This window comes from Nisaea denitrificans DSM 18348 (assembly GCF_000426505.1).
Lineage (GTDB): Bacteria > Pseudomonadota > Alphaproteobacteria > Thalassobaculales > Thalassobaculaceae > Nisaea > Nisaea denitrificans.
This window is the reverse complement of record NZ_KE384532.1, coordinates 185,870-201,705: the sequence shown is the minus strand read 5'-3', so window position 1 is coordinate 201,705 and position 15,836 is coordinate 185,870. Positions and strand designations below refer to the sequence as shown.

General features: G+C 61.3%; 18 protein-coding genes. 4 read left to right on the top strand and 14 right to left on the bottom strand.

The genetic code is table 11. The features are described from left to right. The first annotated feature begins 77 nt into the window (after positions 1-77). Positions 78-1,259: a pyridoxal phosphate-dependent aminotransferase gene (locus tag K328_RS0120780; protein ID WP_051285322.1), complete on the top strand. Its 1,182-nt coding sequence runs from the start codon at positions 78-80 to the stop codon at positions 1,257-1,259. Between the two features lie 17 nt (positions 1,260-1,276). Here K328_RS0120780 and K328_RS0120775 read toward each other — a convergent pair whose 3' ends face one another. The 12 genes from K328_RS0120775 to K328_RS0120720 all read right to left on the bottom strand — a co-directional run bounded on the left by K328_RS0120775 (position 1,277) and on the right by K328_RS0120720 (position 11,274). Continuing rightward, positions 1,277-1,762 carry an RES family NAD+ phosphorylase gene (locus K328_RS0120775; RefSeq protein ID WP_028467608.1) on the bottom strand — a complete coding sequence of 162 codons (486 nt, stop codon included), beginning with the start codon at positions 1,760-1,762 and terminating at the stop codon, positions 1,277-1,279. Continuing rightward, a complete protein-coding gene (locus tag K328_RS26160) occupies positions 1,759-2,226 on the bottom strand; it encodes an antitoxin Xre/MbcA/ParS toxin-binding domain-containing protein (protein WP_051285320.1) in 468 nt (155 codons plus the stop codon). Before K328_RS26160 ends, K328_RS0120775 begins: the two co-directional genes overlap by 4 nt. A gap of 98 nt (positions 2,227-2,324) precedes the next feature. Then, positions 2,325-2,795: a GNAT family N-acetyltransferase gene (locus K328_RS0120765; RefSeq protein WP_028467607.1), complete on the bottom strand. Its 471-nt coding sequence runs from the start codon at positions 2,793-2,795 to the stop codon at positions 2,325-2,327. Then, positions 2,792-3,973, bottom strand: a complete 1,182-nt coding sequence (locus tag K328_RS0120760) for an aminotransferase (protein ID WP_028467606.1) — start codon at positions 3,971-3,973, stop codon at positions 2,792-2,794. The genes K328_RS0120765 and K328_RS0120760 overlap by 4 nt, the downstream gene beginning before the upstream one ends. Positions 3,974-4,012: 39 nt before the next feature. Continuing rightward, the gene (ptsP, locus tag K328_RS0120755; RefSeq protein WP_028467605.1) at positions 4,013-5,785 is read right to left on the bottom strand and encodes a phosphoenolpyruvate--protein phosphotransferase; all 1,773 of its coding nucleotides are present in this window, start codon (positions 5,783-5,785) and stop codon (positions 4,013-4,015) included. 13 nt (positions 5,786-5,798) lie between these two features. After that, positions 5,799-6,062 carry an HPr family phosphocarrier protein gene (locus tag K328_RS0120750; protein ID WP_342665358.1) on the bottom strand — a complete coding sequence of 88 codons (264 nt, stop codon included), beginning with the start codon at positions 6,060-6,062 and terminating at the stop codon, positions 5,799-5,801. Positions 6,063-6,096: 34 nt separating this feature from the next. Then, positions 6,097-6,522 (bottom strand): PTS sugar transporter subunit IIA, encoded by a 426-nt coding sequence (locus K328_RS0120745; RefSeq protein WP_028467603.1) that lies wholly within the window; start codon positions 6,520-6,522, stop codon positions 6,097-6,099. 66 nt (positions 6,523-6,588) lie between these two features. After that, positions 6,589-7,488 carry an RNase adapter RapZ gene (gene rapZ / locus K328_RS0120740; protein WP_245577620.1) on the bottom strand — a complete coding sequence of 300 codons (900 nt, stop codon included), beginning with the start codon at positions 7,486-7,488 and terminating at the stop codon, positions 6,589-6,591. 38 nt (positions 7,489-7,526) lie between these two features. Beyond that, positions 7,527-7,946 carry an HPr kinase/phosphorylase gene (locus K328_RS0120735; RefSeq protein WP_028467601.1) on the bottom strand — a complete coding sequence of 140 codons (420 nt, stop codon included), beginning with the start codon at positions 7,944-7,946 and terminating at the stop codon, positions 7,527-7,529. A gap of 26 nt (positions 7,947-7,972) precedes the next feature. Beyond that, complete coding sequence (locus tag K328_RS0120730) at positions 7,973-9,652, bottom strand: stimulus-sensing domain-containing protein (protein WP_245577618.1); 1,680 nt, start codon at positions 9,650-9,652, stop codon at positions 7,973-7,975. 56 nt (positions 9,653-9,708) lie between these two features. After that, positions 9,709-10,428: a response regulator transcription factor gene (locus K328_RS0120725; RefSeq protein ID WP_028467599.1), complete on the bottom strand. Its 720-nt coding sequence runs from the start codon at positions 10,426-10,428 to the stop codon at positions 9,709-9,711. 192 nt (positions 10,429-10,620) lie between these two features. Further along, the gene (locus K328_RS0120720) at positions 10,621-11,274 is read right to left on the bottom strand and encodes a tetratricopeptide repeat protein (protein ID WP_028467598.1); all 654 of its coding nucleotides are present in this window, start codon (positions 11,272-11,274) and stop codon (positions 10,621-10,623) included. A 171-nt stretch (positions 11,275-11,445) separates the two neighbouring features. On the opposite strand from K328_RS0120720, the gene K328_RS0120715 reads away from it, so the two are divergent. After that, complete coding sequence (locus K328_RS0120715) at positions 11,446-12,183, top strand: HugZ family pyridoxamine 5'-phosphate oxidase (RefSeq protein WP_036555282.1); 738 nt, start codon at positions 11,446-11,448, stop codon at positions 12,181-12,183. 151 nt (positions 12,184-12,334) lie between these two features. Next, a complete protein-coding gene (locus K328_RS0120710; RefSeq protein WP_028467596.1) occupies positions 12,335-13,939 on the top strand; it encodes a phosphoenolpyruvate carboxykinase in 1,605 nt (534 codons plus the stop codon). A 183-nt stretch (positions 13,940-14,122) separates the two neighbouring features. Here the strand turns inward: K328_RS0120710 and K328_RS26815 are convergent, their stop codons facing one another. Beyond that, positions 14,123-14,539 carry a hypothetical protein gene (locus tag K328_RS26815; RefSeq protein ID WP_156901534.1) on the bottom strand — a complete coding sequence of 139 codons (417 nt, stop codon included), beginning with the start codon at positions 14,537-14,539 and terminating at the stop codon, positions 14,123-14,125. A gap of 332 nt (positions 14,540-14,871) precedes the next feature. On the opposite strand from K328_RS26815, the gene K328_RS0120705 reads away from it, so the two are divergent. Further along, positions 14,872-15,246, top strand: a complete 375-nt coding sequence (locus tag K328_RS0120705; protein ID WP_028467595.1) for a SpoIIAA family protein — start codon at positions 14,872-14,874, stop codon at positions 15,244-15,246. 58 nt (positions 15,247-15,304) lie between these two features. Here K328_RS0120705 and K328_RS26155 read toward each other — a convergent pair whose 3' ends face one another. Beyond that, complete coding sequence (locus K328_RS26155; RefSeq protein WP_051285318.1) at positions 15,305-15,826, bottom strand: GNAT family N-acetyltransferase; 522 nt, start codon at positions 15,824-15,826, stop codon at positions 15,305-15,307. Positions 15,827-15,836: the final 10 nt, after the last annotated feature.

Here is a 15,836-nt window from a genome sequence, read left to right as displayed (position 1 = left end):
AGGACAAGAGGTGGCATTGACAGCGCAACCCGGCCCGCCTTATCTGGCCGCCCCGTTGCCTGCTGAAAGACTTTTTGATGCCCCACCATTCCTCCTATATCGCCGCCATGGGCGGAAGCGACGCCGACGATGCCTGGGCAATTCACACCGAGGCCCGCAAGCGTTATCGGGCAGGCGAGACGGACGTCATCGTGCTGTCGGTGGGCGATCACGATTTCACCACCGACGAGCGCATCGTTGAGACAGCGGTCAGCGCGCTGCGGGACGGCAAACATCATTACACCGCAAGCATCGGCTTCCTTGCACTGCGGGAAAAGCTTGCCGCCTACCACAGCGCACGGATCGGCGAGACGGTCACGGCGGAGAATGTCGCCGTCATTCCAGGCGCCCAGTGCGGCGTCTTTACGTCCGGGCTGGTGACGCTCAATCCGGGCGATCACGTCATCGCCTTCGATCCGATGTATGTCACCTATCAAGGCGCGCTGATCGCCCGCGGCGCATCGTTGAGCCAGGTGCCGCTGCTCCCCGAGAACAGCTTTGTTCCGGATCCGGCCGATATCCGTGCCGCCCTGCGCCCGGAAACCAAGGCGATAGTGATCAACTCGCCGAATAACCCGACCGGCGCCGTCTGGCCGCGCGAGACCATGGAAGAGATCGCCCGGATCTGCATCGAGCACGATCTGTGGCTGATTTCCGACGAGGTCTATTGCTCCATGACCTACGAGCAGCCGCATTTCTGCCCACGCCTGATCGACGGCATGAAGGATCGCACACTGTCGGTCTACAGCTTCTCCAAGGGCCATGCGATGACCGGCTGGCGGCTGGGCTGGATCGTCGCCGATCCGGCTACCATCAACGCGGTCGAACAGGTCATGAGCTCAATGCTGTTCGGCTCACCGCCCTTTATCCAGGAAGCTGCCATGACTGCGCTGGACGACGCGGTCGACACCGTGGACCGCATTCGCGATCTCTACCGGCACCGCCGCGACCGGGTCTGCGACGCGCTGTCCGCCGTGCCGAAAGTGAAGGTCCGCAAACCCGATGCCGGCATGTTCCTGATGCTCGATATCCGCGAGACCGGCATGGACACCACCGATTTCGCATGGAAACTGCTGGAAGAACAGAAGCTCGCCCTGCTCCCGGGCGAGGGCTTCGGCGACATGCTGGCGGGGCACCTCCGCCTCAGCTTCGGCGCCTCGGACGAGACACTGGATGAAGCGGGACGACGGCTGTCAGCGTTTATTCAGAAGCACGGATAATCATGAGCCGTTTGGGCTCAGCGCGCGAATAGCCGGTCGTCCCACCAGACCGGCGTTTCCAGTCCGACATCAACCCGCACGAAATCGGCATGTCCCGTATGGAAGACGAAATTGCGCTCCATACGCGCGACAGCCGAAGGGACAATCAGGATTGCGGAGCGTTTCTCCGCATACCATTTCCGGCCGTATTCCCGCGCGGCAATGCCGGAAATATCCGCCCACCCATCGAGAAGATCCGGATTCACCACCTCGTAGGAGAGTCCCGCCGGGAGCGTGATTTCGATGAAATGCTGATTACCCGGCAACTCGCCGCCAAAATGCACCAGCTTTTCCAGCATCGCGGTCGAGTAATGCTCCGAGGCATAAATCACCCCTGAGCCGGCCTCGTGCCAGCGGCCGAACGCTTGCCGGGCTCCGCCGTCATCCCAAATCGGGAACTCGCCGTCCGGATCGCCGATCCTGTAACCGGTCAATTGTGCCGGCAGTGTCCGCAAGGCAGTCATACCGCGAAACCGGACTCCGCACGCCGCAACAGATTGATGACGGCATCCGCCCCCGCCGAGCTGGATCGCGCGAGATCGAGTGGCGCGCGGCCATGCAACAGGGGATGGGGTCGATTGAGGAACCGGGAGATTGCCGGCATGTCACCGCGATAGAGCCGGCTCGCGGCATCAATGACACGCGAAACCTCATAGAGCCGCTCGCTCATTTCCCGCGAAAGCACTTTGCGCTGTTTTTTCGCCCGGCGCAGTGTCGCTTCCGGGATGAGCGGGCCGACTATGCTGGCTCGGCCAAGAAGAGTGCCAAGAGCCTCGGCCGCCGACACGTCCAGTCCAGATGCCACATGGTCCGCCAGCAGGATGTCATCCAAGGAAGCGGACTCTTTCAAACCCAGCAATTTCCCGACCCGTGCGGCTTCTGTGCCCGGAAGATTTTCAGGGCTCATATAGACATCAAGCGCGACCATGGCATGCATCTCCATCAATCGTCATTTGACGATAATATAAGCGCCAATTGACGATTTTTCAATCATCATGCACTTCAATGCCTGTCGCTATGGGAGTGTCAGAGCCGCTTTTCCATATCCATCGAGGTCGGGGCGTCGAAGCCTGCATGGGTCTGACGGCCCGTTTCGACAAAGCCCCAGCGCTGGAAATACTCGATATTGTGCTGCAGGACGAGGCGGACGCCGAGGGTGATCCGGGCGGCGCCGGTCTCGCGCGCATGGGCCTCGACCGTCTCGATCAGCCGGCGGGCAATGCCGCGGCAGCGCACGTCGGGATCGACGGCCAGCCGGTCGAGATAAACAGCGTCTCCTTTTTGCGTGGCGAAGACGGCGCCGCTGATCCTGCCGTCATCCTCAGCCAGAAACAGCCGGTTCTTTTCCAGCCGTTTGCTCAGACTGTCGACCGTTTCCGTCAGCGCCCCACTTTCAGGCTCAAGCTTGCCCCTGTACTGCGCGAAGGCGCGATGAACCAGAGTGACAATCTCGGCGAGATCATCGCGTGCCGGATCATAGGGCCGGGTTCCGGTCATGCAACGAGACTCGCCCGCAGGCGTTTCGCCAGCTCCGGCATGTCTTCTGCTTTGGCGTTGGCGAAAGCCAGGCGCAGAAAGCGCTCTTGACCGGGCCCGAAGAAGCTGCCCGGCAGGCACAGGATATTCTGCTCGTCCGCCAGCTTGCGGGCCACCTGCTTCGCGCTCAGATCCTCGAATGGATGCCGGACATAGGAGAAATAGGCACCGGCGGAAACCAGCTCGTAGCCGAGATCGTTTGACCGGAAAGCCGCCTCCAGCGCTTCCTTGCGCCCCTTCAGCATATCCCGCTTCTCAGCAACCCACGGCCAGACATGGCGCAGCCCGTAAAGCGCGGCATATTGCGAGATACGCGGCGTGCAGATCTGGATCGTGTCCATGATCTTGGTGACCGCATCGATGGTTTTCGCCCCGGCCATCACGGAACCCGCGCGGTAGCCGGTCAGACTGAAAGTCTTGGAGAAGCTGTAGAGTTGGATCAGCGTCTCACCCCACTTCTCGTCCCGGAACAGGTCATGCGGCGGGCCGTTCTCGTCTTCCAGAAAATCCCGGTAGGTCTCATCCAGGATCAACGCGATGCCGCGTTCGGCGGCGAGATCGCGGAATTCGGCGATGACTTCTGGCGGATAGACGGCGCCGGTCGGGTTGTTCGGCGAGACCAGCACGATGGCTTTGGTCTTGTCGGTCAGCATCTTGCGGGCCTCTTCCGGGTCAGGCACACCGGCCCGGTCGAAACGGAACGGCAGATGGATCGGATCGATCCCCTGCATTTCCAGCCACATCTGGTGATTGAAGTAATAAGGCACTGGCAGCATCACGGCATCGCCGGCCCGCGCAATGGCGAGAACGGCCATGCAGAAGGCCTGGTTGCAACCAGCCGAAATCAGCACGTTCTCCGGCCCGATTACACCGCCATAGCGGGTCGCGACGTGGTCCGCCAGTTCCTGACGAAGCTCCACCACGCCGCGGATCATGGAATATTGAGCAGTCTCGAAATCGGCCGCGCGGGCGGCAACGTGATCCGTCAGCTCTTTTGCCGGCGGATAGCTCGGCACGGCCTGGGACAGGTCCAGCAGCGGCTTTTCCGCCGGAAAGGTCCGGCCGGCAATCCAGGTCTGGGACTCGGCAATCGGCGGTTCGATTGCGCTGAGCACATCGGCATTCAAGACGAAAGTCATGGGGCTCACCCGAAGGAGCAGGAAGGGAATTGGCGCAGACTAGAGACTGTCGTTGAAATCGTCCAGCAGCGCGGAGATCCGGCCCTCATCGCCCTGATCCATGATCGCCAGCGCCCGGCGCGTCGCCGCACCAGTGTCGAGCGCACGCACCCTCTGCTTCACACGCGGAATGCTGTGCGAGGACATCGACAGCTCCCGTACGCCGAGCCCTGTAAGCAACGGCGTATAGCGCGGGTCGCCCGCGATCTCGCCGCAGATGCTGACCGGGATACCGGCCCTGTGCCCGGCATCGACGGTGAACTGGATCAGCCGCAACACCGCTGGATGCAGCGGATTGTAGAGCCCGGCCACCGCATCGTCGCTGCGATCGATGGCAAGCGCATAGCTGGTCAGATCGTTCGTCCCGATGGCGAAATAGTCGACCTCGCGGGCCAGGCTGTCGGCCATCAGGGCAGCGCACGGCACCTCGATCATCGCGCCCAGCGGGGGGACCGGATCGGCGATCCGCACGCCCTTGCGCTTCAGGCGTTTGACCACCTTTGTCAGAATACGCCTGGATTGACGGATCTGCTCCGCTGAGGAAATCAGCGGCAGCAGCAGCCGGACCGGGCCGTGCGCGCCCGCACGCAGGATTGCGGCAAGCTGGGTTTCGAACAGTTTCGGCTCCGCAAGGGACAGCCGGACCCCTCGCAGCCCGAGCGCGGGATTGGGCGAAATACCGATCTTGCCGCCGAGCGCCGAAGAAATCTTGTCGCCACCGACATCGAGCGTCCGGATCGTTACCGGCAGACCGCCCATGCCTTCGACGATGCCCCGCAACACGGCATATTGCTCGTCCTCGCTTGGCAGCGTGTCCCGGTTCATGAACAGGAATTCGGTGCGCAGCAGGCCGACACCTTCGGCCCCTGACCGCATTGCCCCTTCGACATCCCGTGGCAATTCAAGGTTCGCCAGCAGGGAAATGCACTCCCCGTCCCGGCTTTCCGCCGGCAGCGACCGCAACCGCGCGAGCTGACGCTCCAGCCGCTTGCGAGCCTCCGCTTTCCGCTCGAACTCCGCCAGGGTCGCATCACTCGGCGCGACGACGACACGGCCACGCTCGCCATCAACCAGCACCCGTTCGCCGGACCTGACCTTCCCGAGCAATCCCTGCACACCGAGAACCGCCGGCAGCCCCATCGACCGGGCCATGATCGCCGAATGACCCTCCGGGCCGCCCGCCGTCGTCACCAAAGCCGCCACTCTTTTCGGGTCCAGCAGCGCGGTGTCCGCGGGACTGAGCTCGTCCGCGATAATCACCGCGTCTTTCGGCAGGACGGAGAAGGCTTGATAGGGCTTGTCTGCGAGGTTGCGCAAAATCCGTCCCGCTACATCCCGCACATCCGTGATCCGGGCCGCGAGATAAGGGTCCTTCATTGCCGCAAAGGCTTCGCTGATTTCATGCACGACCGACTGAACGGCGGCTTCCGCGTTGATCTTGCGTTTGCGGATCAGTGCCTCGGTGCCCGCCCCCACCCGGCCGGAGCCGAGCATCGCGGCATGCGCGTCGAGCAGCGGGGCTAATTCCTCCGCGACCGATTCCGGCATGTTCGCCGTTTTTTGCCGCAGCTTGCCGACCTGCTTTTGCGCCTTGACCAGAGCCGCGCGAAACCGCTCGGCTTCGGCCTCGACATGCGCGTCTTCCAGTTCGTATTCCGGCAGCTGACCGAGTCCGGTCTCGACGACATGGGCAACGCCAATGGCGATCCCGGCGGAAACGCCGACCCCGTCAATGATCCGTTCCCCGCCTTTTTCGGATGCCCGTTTTATCATGGCGGTCAGATCCTCAATCTTCGTCGAATTTGTCGTCCACAAGTTTGGCGATGGCCTCGAGCGCGTCTTGTGCGTCCGCCCCTTCGGCAGCGACATGGATGGAACAGCCCGGCGCGGCGGCCAGCATCATCAGCCCCATTATCGAACGCCCCGAGACGGTCATATCGCCCTTGGTCACGGAAATTTCCGCCGCAAAGGTATCCGCCAGCTTTACGAATTTCGCCGCCGCCCGCGCATGCAGGCCGCGCTGGTTCACGATGGTCAAATCCCGTTCCATTGCGGACGAAGCCGCCGGCCGGTTTCCCATTACGTCATTCACCAGCAAGAACCTGGGATGCGATACGGATATATTTCCGTCCCGCCTCCTGCGCCTCGTTCGCCGCCGCCGCAAGATCCATGCTGTTCCGAACGCTCGCCAGCTTGATCAGCATCGGCAGATTAGCGCCCGCGAGCACTTCCACATGCGCCTTTTCCATGATCGAGATGGCCAGGTTCGACGGCGTACCGCCGAACATGTCGGTCAGTACGATGACCCCCCTGCCCTGATCCACCGCCCCGACACTTTCCAGAATCTCGGCCCGGCGCTGTTCCATATCGTCCTCGGGACCGATACAGACCGTCGCCAGATGCTCTTGTGGTCCAACAACATGTTCCACCGCTGAACGGAACTCATCCGCGAGTTTTCCGTGCGTTACCAATACGATGCCAATCGGCAATTCGGTCGCCTCCGCGTCCATCTGGTTAGCCCCTTGCCTTCAGTGTTCTATGCACTGTTCCGTCCCGCCGACTCATTAACCGGCAGATCATTCCTGCCCGGCGCGATCGACATCGCGGTGCAACAAAGTGACAGCTAGGCCGTCCGCCTTCAACTCTCTCGCCAGCTTTTCCGCCACGAATACGGATCGGTGCCGTCCGCCGGTACATCCCACCGCGATGGTAAGATAACTTTTCCCCTCGGCCTGAAAGCGCGGCATCAGCGGCTTCAGAAACCCTTCAAGACGCTCATAGAAGGCCGAAAAATCAGGATCTTCGGCGATGTAATCCGCGACCTCTCGGTTCCGGCCGTCGAGCGGCCGCAGGCCCAGGTCGTAATGCGGATTCCGGAGGAAACGCACATCGAACACCATGTCCGCCTCGCGTGGCACGCCGCGCCGAAAGCTGAAAGAAGTGACCGTGATCGTAAGCCCACCCTCGCCCGCGATACCAAGCTGCTCGGCAAAGACCCGCTTGAAATCGGCGGTGGAGAGACGGGAGGTATCGATGGTCACATCGGCCTGTTCGCGCAGCGGCGCCAGCATCTCAAGCTCGGTGCGAATACCGTCCGCCACCGGCCTGTCGACTGCCAGCGGATGGCGGCGACGGGTTTCGGTAAAGCGGCGGATCAATACGTCCGTATCGCAGTCGAGGAAGACCACGGTCAGCGTGATATCTCTGCGCTGCCGCAAGGCGCCGATCTCAGCGGTCAAACGTTGCGGTGTGAAATCGCGGGTTCGTGTATCGATGCCGACGGCAATCCGGTGATCGCCGTCCGGCTCGGCGCGCGGCGCCAGCAATGCCGGCAGCAGCGACAAGGGCAAATTGTCGACCGCCTCGAACTCGGCATCTTCCAGTGCTTTCAGGCTCGTCGTCCGGCCGGCACCCGAAAGGCCCGTCACCAGCACAATCCTCAGCGGTTGTCCCGTTGCATCAGCGGATGCCTGCACGTCACTCTCCCCCTCAACGCGCATTTCCGATGGCCGCATTATTTCGCCGGATAATGAGTGAGTGCAAGGCGGACTTTTGCCGGGGCGGATGCCTCGAACGGAGCAAGCGAGAGCAGAGGAACCGTGAGCTCTAGATAGGTACAGGCCCCGGCCTCCGGGAAGCGTTCAACCTGCTCGGGCGGCACCAGGTCGATGACGAGATCGAGTGGCGCCCGCCGAGTATTTGCCACGGGCACGATACCCACGCCGCGGACCTCCAGCTGGCCAGCAATCGCATCCGGTGCGCTTGCCACCAGCCGGTCCGATTCCCGGATCAGCCGGGTTTGATCGTCTGACACCAGCATGGCCCCGCCCTCGATCAGACGCAGCGCCAGATCGGACTTTCCGCTACCGCTCGGACCGCGCAGCAGTACCGCGCGGCCGTCGATTGCGACCGTCGTGCCATATACCAGTTCCATTGAACCCCGCCGCGGATCGTCCCGCCTCAGTTCACCACGCGGGGCAACCGTATGACGAACCGCGCGCCAATAACAGAGCCATCAACGCCCGTGCGATTCTCTGCCCAGAGACGTCCGGAGGACGCATCGACAATCTGCCGGGATATGCTGAGCCCGAGACCCGAATGGGTGCCGAACTTCTCGCCTGTCGGTCGCTCCGAATAGAACCGGTCGAAGATGGCCTCGAGCTTGTTTTCGGGAATTCCGGGCCCGTCATCCTCGACCGTGATGATCACCTCGCGGCCATCCACCGGGTCCGCCCCCGCCGTCAGACGCACCGATCCACCTTCCGGCGAAAAGGTAATCGCATTGGCGACCAGATTGCGGATCACCTGCACCAGACGGCTTTCGCTGCCCCGGACGCGAAGGTCCGTCGAGCCGTTCACGGCCGTTTCAACGCGCACTCCCTGGCTATTGTCCGCAGCGTCATAAACTTCGGAAAGGATCGCCAGGATCGCCGCAAGATCGACGGTCTCCGCGCCGGAACGGGACAGCTCCGCATCAAGCCTGGACGCTTCGGAGATATCGCTGATCAGCCGGTCGAGGCGCTGCACATCGTCGAGAATGATCCCCATCAGCTTCTTCTGTTTTTCCGGATCCTGCACACGCGCCGCCGTCTCGACTGCACTGCGTACGGAGGTCAGCGGGTTCTTGATCTCGTGCGCGACATCGGCGGCAAACCGGTCGATGGCATCCATCCGTTGCCAGAGCGCCTCTGTCATTTCCCGCATTGCCCGGGCCAGATCACCGATCTCGTCGTCTCGCCCTTCGAACGCGGGGATCTCGGTCTCCCTGGTACGGTCTTGGCGAATGCGCTCGGCCGCAGCGGCAAGCTTCTGTACCGGCCGGGTGATGGTCCCCGCGAGATAGAGCGACAACAGAATGGTGATGGCGAAGACGAAAGCGAACACGCTCAAAATCCCGAATCGCACGTCCCGCATGGCCTTGTCGACCTCGTGTCCGTCGACACTCAGCATCAGGGCGCCAAGCACCTGCTTGTAGCGACGCACGGGCACGGCGGAAGTCAGGATAAGGCCGCCATCCGGGGCTGTCCTGACGGCCTGCGCCCGGAGCCCCCGCAATGCGTCGACAGCCTCCGGGTAGTCTTGCGCCCGCTGGGCAGCCGTTTCCTTGTAACGCGGAAAGTCGCCACGCCGGGGCAGCCAGTTCACCAGCAAATCGTACGCCGTATCGGCCCAGTGGCCGGGATCGAAGCCGGCCTCGCGTGGCGGCGCCAGCGGCCGGATCTGCACCACACCGCCCGATCGCCCAAAACTGTTGCTGTCGGCCATCAGGTGGCCGTCCGGCGCAAACAGGCGCAGGCGGGTGCCGAACTGGTCCGAGGCATGCCGCACCATGCGGCGCACCAGTTCCTTGGACAGTTGCGTTGCTTCGGAAAACTCAGGCTCGACGGCAAGCGCGGCGACACCCTTGGCGAAAATGCTGCCCTGGCGCGTCAGCGCCTCCAGTTCGGCCTCGATCAGGCTGTCCTGGTATCGATCCATGTAAAGGAGGCCAAAGAGCGGAATCGCCACCGCGAACAAATTGATCGCGAGGATGCGCAGTGTCAGCCCGGAGATTCTGGATCTGCGGCGCGGGCTCTCTCCCGTCGACCGATCCATGACTGAACGGTCCGCCGCCTCCGCCTTCTTGGCACTGTCAGTCATACCTTCCGGGCTGCGTCGTCCGAACACTGCTCGAAGCCCATCCCCCCAGGAAAGGCTCATGCCGGGCCGGCGGCCACCAAGGCCGGGTCTCGGTACCGGTAGCCGACCCCGTACAGCGTTTCGATCTGCTCGAAATCGTCATCCACGCTTTTGAATTTCTTGCGAATGCGCTTGATGTGGCTGTCGATGGTGCGGTCATCCACATAAACCGCATCGCCATAAGCGGCATCCATCAACTGATCCCGGTTCTTGACGTGGCCAGGCCGGGTGGCGAGTGAGCGCAGGATCAGGAACTCGGTCACGGTCAGCGGCACCGGACGACCTTTCCAGGCGCTGAGATGGCGCGAGCCGTCCATCATCAGATCGCCACGCGCGAGCACGGAATCGCTGGCTGGGTTGGCCTCGTCCTGGGCCAGTTCCTGGCGACGCAGCAGGGCGCGAATACGCTCGATCAGCAGGCGCTGGGAGAACGGTTTGGTGATGTAATCGTCGGCGCCCATCTTCAGACCGAGCATCTCGTCCAGTTCATCATCCTTCGAGGTCAGGAAGATCACCGGAAGCGCACTCTGGCGACGCAAGCGCGACAGTAACTCCATGCCATCCATACGGGGCATCTTGATATCGAGAATGGCAAGATCCACCGGCCGCTGGGTCAGCCCGCGCAGCGCCTCCTCACCATCCTTGAAAGTCCGCACCTCGAAGCCTTCGGCCTCTAGAGCGATGGAAACCGAGGTGAGAATATTCTGATCGTCATCGACCAGTGCGATCGTGTTCATGTCTGTAACCCTTTCCGCCGAAGTACGGCGCCCCCGATTTTGCACGTTTCCGTCCGCCGGAACCAGCCGGAGAGGTACGTGTAATCTTCTACAGCTGCTTCAATGATGCCGGATTAGGGCAAAGCTGTGACATACGTGCGGCAATATCTCGGCGGCGCGCCTATTTAAGGAGAAACTCCCTGCTGCCCAGCCTCAATCACCGCAAGTAGCCTGAAATTCTGCTTCTGGCACATACGACTCACCGGCTGACCTGGCTCGCCGGGCCCATTCGCATCCAAGCGCTCGCTCACCGAGCGAAAGATAGGCCGCCGCCATCTGATTTCGGGCGTTATAAACATTGCCATCCATGGCAAGGGCCCTCTCGGCTTGGGTGATCGCGTGACGCGGACGCCCCGAGAGGTTCAGAAAACGAGCATAATCAGACAACGTCCCGGCACTCAGGTCTTCCTTGCTCAGTGCTATTTCAAACAGTTGATCGATTTCCGAAAGAGGGGCCTGCTGGACCACCCGGGCCAAAGCGAAACCATGATAAGCACTCGATTTCTCCGGCATTAATAACCAGGCTTGATTGAAGCGCCGGACAGCTCCTCCAAGGTCCCCTGAGTTGAAATATTGCCAGCCGCGCTTGACGAAATGCTCGTAAGCCTGCTCGTCCGTGTATCCCTTCTGTTTGACGCTGGCTCTGAACGCGGCGTCGGCATCCAGCATCTCCTGCGTCTTCTGAATGTTGCCAAACATCGGACGCTGGTTGATCGGACGGTAGGTTTCAGCACCTGCCGGAAAGATCGCCCCCAAAGCCACCGCGAATACGAAAATCACTGAAAAAATTAAGATGGCTTTGGACATTTCAATAACTCGCAAAAACCGGAAACGGCGCAAAAATGCTTACACAGTAGGCTACAATTCTTCTGCTCCACGGCCAACCGGTATCCCCGAACGGATCATTCAACTGGAAATGTCGTTGGATCGAAGGTATCCCGTGACGTAACTCGCACGGTGTCCTGATGGAGGCGACTGATGAGCGCTGACAACACTGCTTCTCCGGCCCCCGGCGCCCATATCCGCTCCCTGATGCGCTCCCTCGACCGAGCGACGCTCTCTACAGGTATGGAAAACGAGGTTGGCTGGCCTTACGGCTCTCTCGTTATGGCCGCGGTCGATCAGGATGGCAGCCCGCTGATGTTGTTATCCGATCTCGCCGAACATACCGCCAACCTGAAGGCCGATCCCCGTGTCTGCCTGCTTTTCGACGGCACCGCCGGGCTCGCCGAACCGCTGACCGGCGCGCGTGCTTCCGTTCTGGGCCGGATAGAGAAGATCGACGACGAGCGCATGGCCGAACGCTACCTGCGTCGTCATCCATCTGCTCGCATGTTTGCCGAATTCAAGGATTTCAATTTTTATCGGGTGACTGTCGAGCGGGCTCATATCGTCGCCGGGTTCGGCAAGATCCACTGGGTCGAGGCGGCGGATATCCTGTCCGAGCGGGTGCCGGAACTGGAAGAGGCTGAAGCCGGGATCGTCGCCCACATGAACGAGGATCACGCCGACGCGAACCAGCTCTATGCCTCAATCCTGCTCGGCCGTGCCGGTGAGGGATGGGAAATGACGGGCTGCGATCCGGAAGGCTGCGACCTGCGGCTCAGCGGCGAGGTTGCCCGGATCGACTATGACGCCCCCGTCCGCGATGCGGACGAAACCCGGAAGGCTCTCGTCGCCCTGGTGAAGCGTGCGCGGCAGAGTGACGCGGGCTAATCGGCATTTTTTCGTGAAAACCGCCCCCCGGGCGGTTGCAATCGCTGAAACAGACCCGTAACAATTTCCGACCCGAGCGGAGCGGGGCCGTACAAAAGAGTTAAAAATTCCGCGCCGAGTTAGAAGAAGCTAGATCGAGGAAACGAGTCACATGGGCCAGGAACGATCCGCGCAGGATCTGGAGCAGCACGGGCTGTTCAATCTCGGAACCGCTTACTGGAACCTCTCCGAGGCGGAACTGTACGAACATGCAATCCGCAATGACGAGGGCCAGATCGTCCCCGGCGGCGCACTTGCGGTCGAGACAGGCAAGCATACCGGCCGCTCTCCCAAGGATAAATTCATCGTCGACACACCGTCGGTCCATGACCAGATCAACTGGGGCGGGGTGAATCGGCCCTGCACGCCGGAGCTGTTCGACGAAATGCACCGGCGCCTCGCCGGATACATGCAGAGCCGCGACTGCTACGTGCTCGATTGCTATGCCGGCGCCGACGAAGATTACCGCCTCCCGGTCCGCGTGGTGACCGAGACCGCCTGGCACAATCTCTTCGCCAAAAACATGTTCCGCCGCCCCGAGCGCAAGGAGCTCAACGGTTTCGAGCCGCAGTTCACCGTGCTCCAGGCTCCCGGCCTGCAGGCGGCGGGCGAGGCGGACGGGCTGAATTCCGAGACCTTCATTCTGGTCAATTTCGATAAACGTCTCGTCGTTATTGGCGGCAGCTGGTACGCGGGCGAGATCAAGAAGTCGATTTTCGGCATCCTGAACCACCTGCTGCCGGACAGCGGCGTCATGCCGATGCATTGCTCGGCGAATGTTGCGGAGAACGGCGACAGCGCCATTTTCTTCGGGCTCTCCGGCACCGGCAAGACGACGCTCTCCTCCGACGGCACCCGTATCCTGCTCGGTGATGACGAGCATGGCTGGTCCGACAAGGGCATCTTCAATTTCGAGGGCGGCTGCTACGCCAAGGTGATCCGTCTCTCCGAAGAAGCAGAACCGGAAATCTACGCCGCCTCGCAGCGTTTCGGCACAGTGCTGGAAAACGTGGTCTACGACCCGGAATCCCGGGAAATCGACTTCGACGACGGCAGCCTGACCGAGAACAGCCGGTCCTGCTATCCAATCCACTTCATTCCGAACACTGACCTGTCCGGCACCGCCACCCACCCGAAGCACATCATGATGCTGACGGCGGACGCGTTCGGCGTGTTGCCGCCGATCTCCAAGCTGACCCCGGAACAGGCCATGTACCACTTCCTCTCGGGGTACACGGCCCGTGTGGCCGGGACGGAAAAAGGCCTCGGCAACGATCCGCAGGCGACCTTCTCCACCTGCTTCGGCGCCCCCTTCATGCCGCGCCATCCGAGCGTGTATGGTGAGATGCTACGCGAACGCATCGCCCAGCACGGCGCGACCTGCTGGCTGGTCAACACAGGCTGGCAGGGAGGCCGCGCCGGCAGCGGTGCCAACCGCATGGAGATTGCCTTCACCCGCGCCATGGTTCGCGCCGCGCTCGCCGGCAAACTGGATGACGTGCCGGTGAAACAGGAGCCGCATTTCGGCCTCTTCATACCGGAAAGCTGCCCGGGCGTGCCGTCGGACGTGCTCGACCCGCGCAACAGCTGGTCCGACAAGGCAGGCTACGACGCCACCGCTTCGGACCTCCGTGCCCGCTTCCAGGAGAACTTCAAGCAGTTCGAGAAATACGTCGAAGCTGCCGTGATCGAAGCCGGGGTCAAGGCCGCCGCGTAAGCGCGACAGTTCACAAAATTATCGAAAGGCCGCCCATTGGGCGGCCTTTTCTATTTTCGTTCTCCACCAAGTCGCATCGCCGGTTGAATGGCAGTTTAAACAGCTGGAACGCGGCCAGCGGCCGCCTGTAGTATTCAATCTGTGTTAGGCTTTGGCTCGCTTCTCATAAGCGAAGCTCTTCAATCACATGGACCGGGAATGACATGGACCTGGGGCATTAGGAACCGGACCGGTATGAAGCTCTAATTCAACGGTTGCGAGGCCTGATCCAATGGTTCGCGCGCCATAACAATAATACTCCCCGTCGAGATGTAACTGCCGTAGCTCGTTGTTTGTCAGGTCAATCAGGCAGGAGGATTGACCTTGTTGAACGTTGAAAAAACCACGGTTGTCCACTCTTACGGTGGCCAGGGAATCAATCGGACCACCGGTGCTGAGTTCCAGCCATGTGTGTTCGTCTCCTATCTGGATGGTCACGCGATCATTAACAGCGCAGCTTGAGCTATAATTGAGAACCACGGCATCAGCTTCCCCACTTACGGCTCCAAGCAGAAAGATGGAAAACAGCGGTGCAGATATCCATTTCAGAATTTGTTTCATGGTGACAAGCCTCCATTTGCAGTTCTTCAGTAGTCACCAAACGCATACGTCGCCTCTTTGTGAAATTTGTCCTACCTGGACCCGCTCATTGCTGGGTCAGTCATAGCGTCGAGATTGAAGCAGGCGAGCCACGCCCCAAGCGGCGTCTGATCGTAAGAACTTCCAGCACTAAGCGGGCTGTTTGACCAAACCGTCATTCCGACGAAAGTCGGAAGCCATAGCGCTGCCGGAGAAATGGATCCCGATTTTCATCGGGATGACGTCCGGGTGGATACCATTCCGCCCCCACCGTCCCCATATGCAGTTCAGACCAGACGGACCGGAGGCCCCAGATGATCAAGATCACGAAAACCGCACCGAACCGCATAGACATGGAATTCGATGGCGCCTCCATCGACGAAGACACCATGCGCAGCGCTATCGAAGAGCTGATCGAGAAATCAGAAGGTATCGAGCATGGCCAACTGCTCTACCGCCTGCACCACTTCCCCTGGCCGTCCCTCAGCGCGATCGCGGTGAAACTCGGGCATCTGCCGAAGCTCTTCGGCATGCTCGGCAAGTTCGACCGCTGCGCCGTGCTCAGCGACGAAACCTGGCTCCGCAAAGCAGCCGATATCGAAGGCGCGCTCATTCCTGGGCTGGAGATGAAGGGGTTCTCGATGGATGAGACGGAAGCGGCGGAAGCGTGGCTGAATACGCCTCTCTAGCGCCAGCTTAAAGCACGGCCGCGCGCCTCTTTTGATGAGATACCGGGAGTCTTTAGCGCTACGAGCCTAAATCTTTCCGGAACACATGGGTCGCAACCTTGTAGCCAAGGATGTCGTTGTCAATCCGGCCGGTCTCCTCGTAGCCCATGGCGCGGTAGAAAACTGCCGCGCGGGCGTTGAAGACATCCGCTTCGACATGCACGTGGTCGTGTCCGGCCTTGGCGATGCAAGCTTCGGCATCTTGCAGCAGCGCCAGACCAATGCCGCGGCGTTGCAGGTCGGGCAACACCTGCAGGGTCTTCATCTCATTGCCAAGCAGGAAACAGAAGCCGACCACGCCTTGCTTGCCATCTTCCGCCTCGGCCACGCGGCAGGTGTGCCAAGCGTTTTCGACGAAAGCCCGGCCGAGATTTTCGTTCCGGTAACGCGCCGGGACAGCGGGCGGCATGAAAGGCATCCATGTAGCCTCCCAGCAGGCATCCATGATCTCGACCAGACGGTCCTTGTCCCGCTCTTCGGCCTGGCGAACACGAACGGGGATCGGACTTGCCGTGCGTTTCGGTTTCGCGGCCTTGCTCATATGTCCTCCG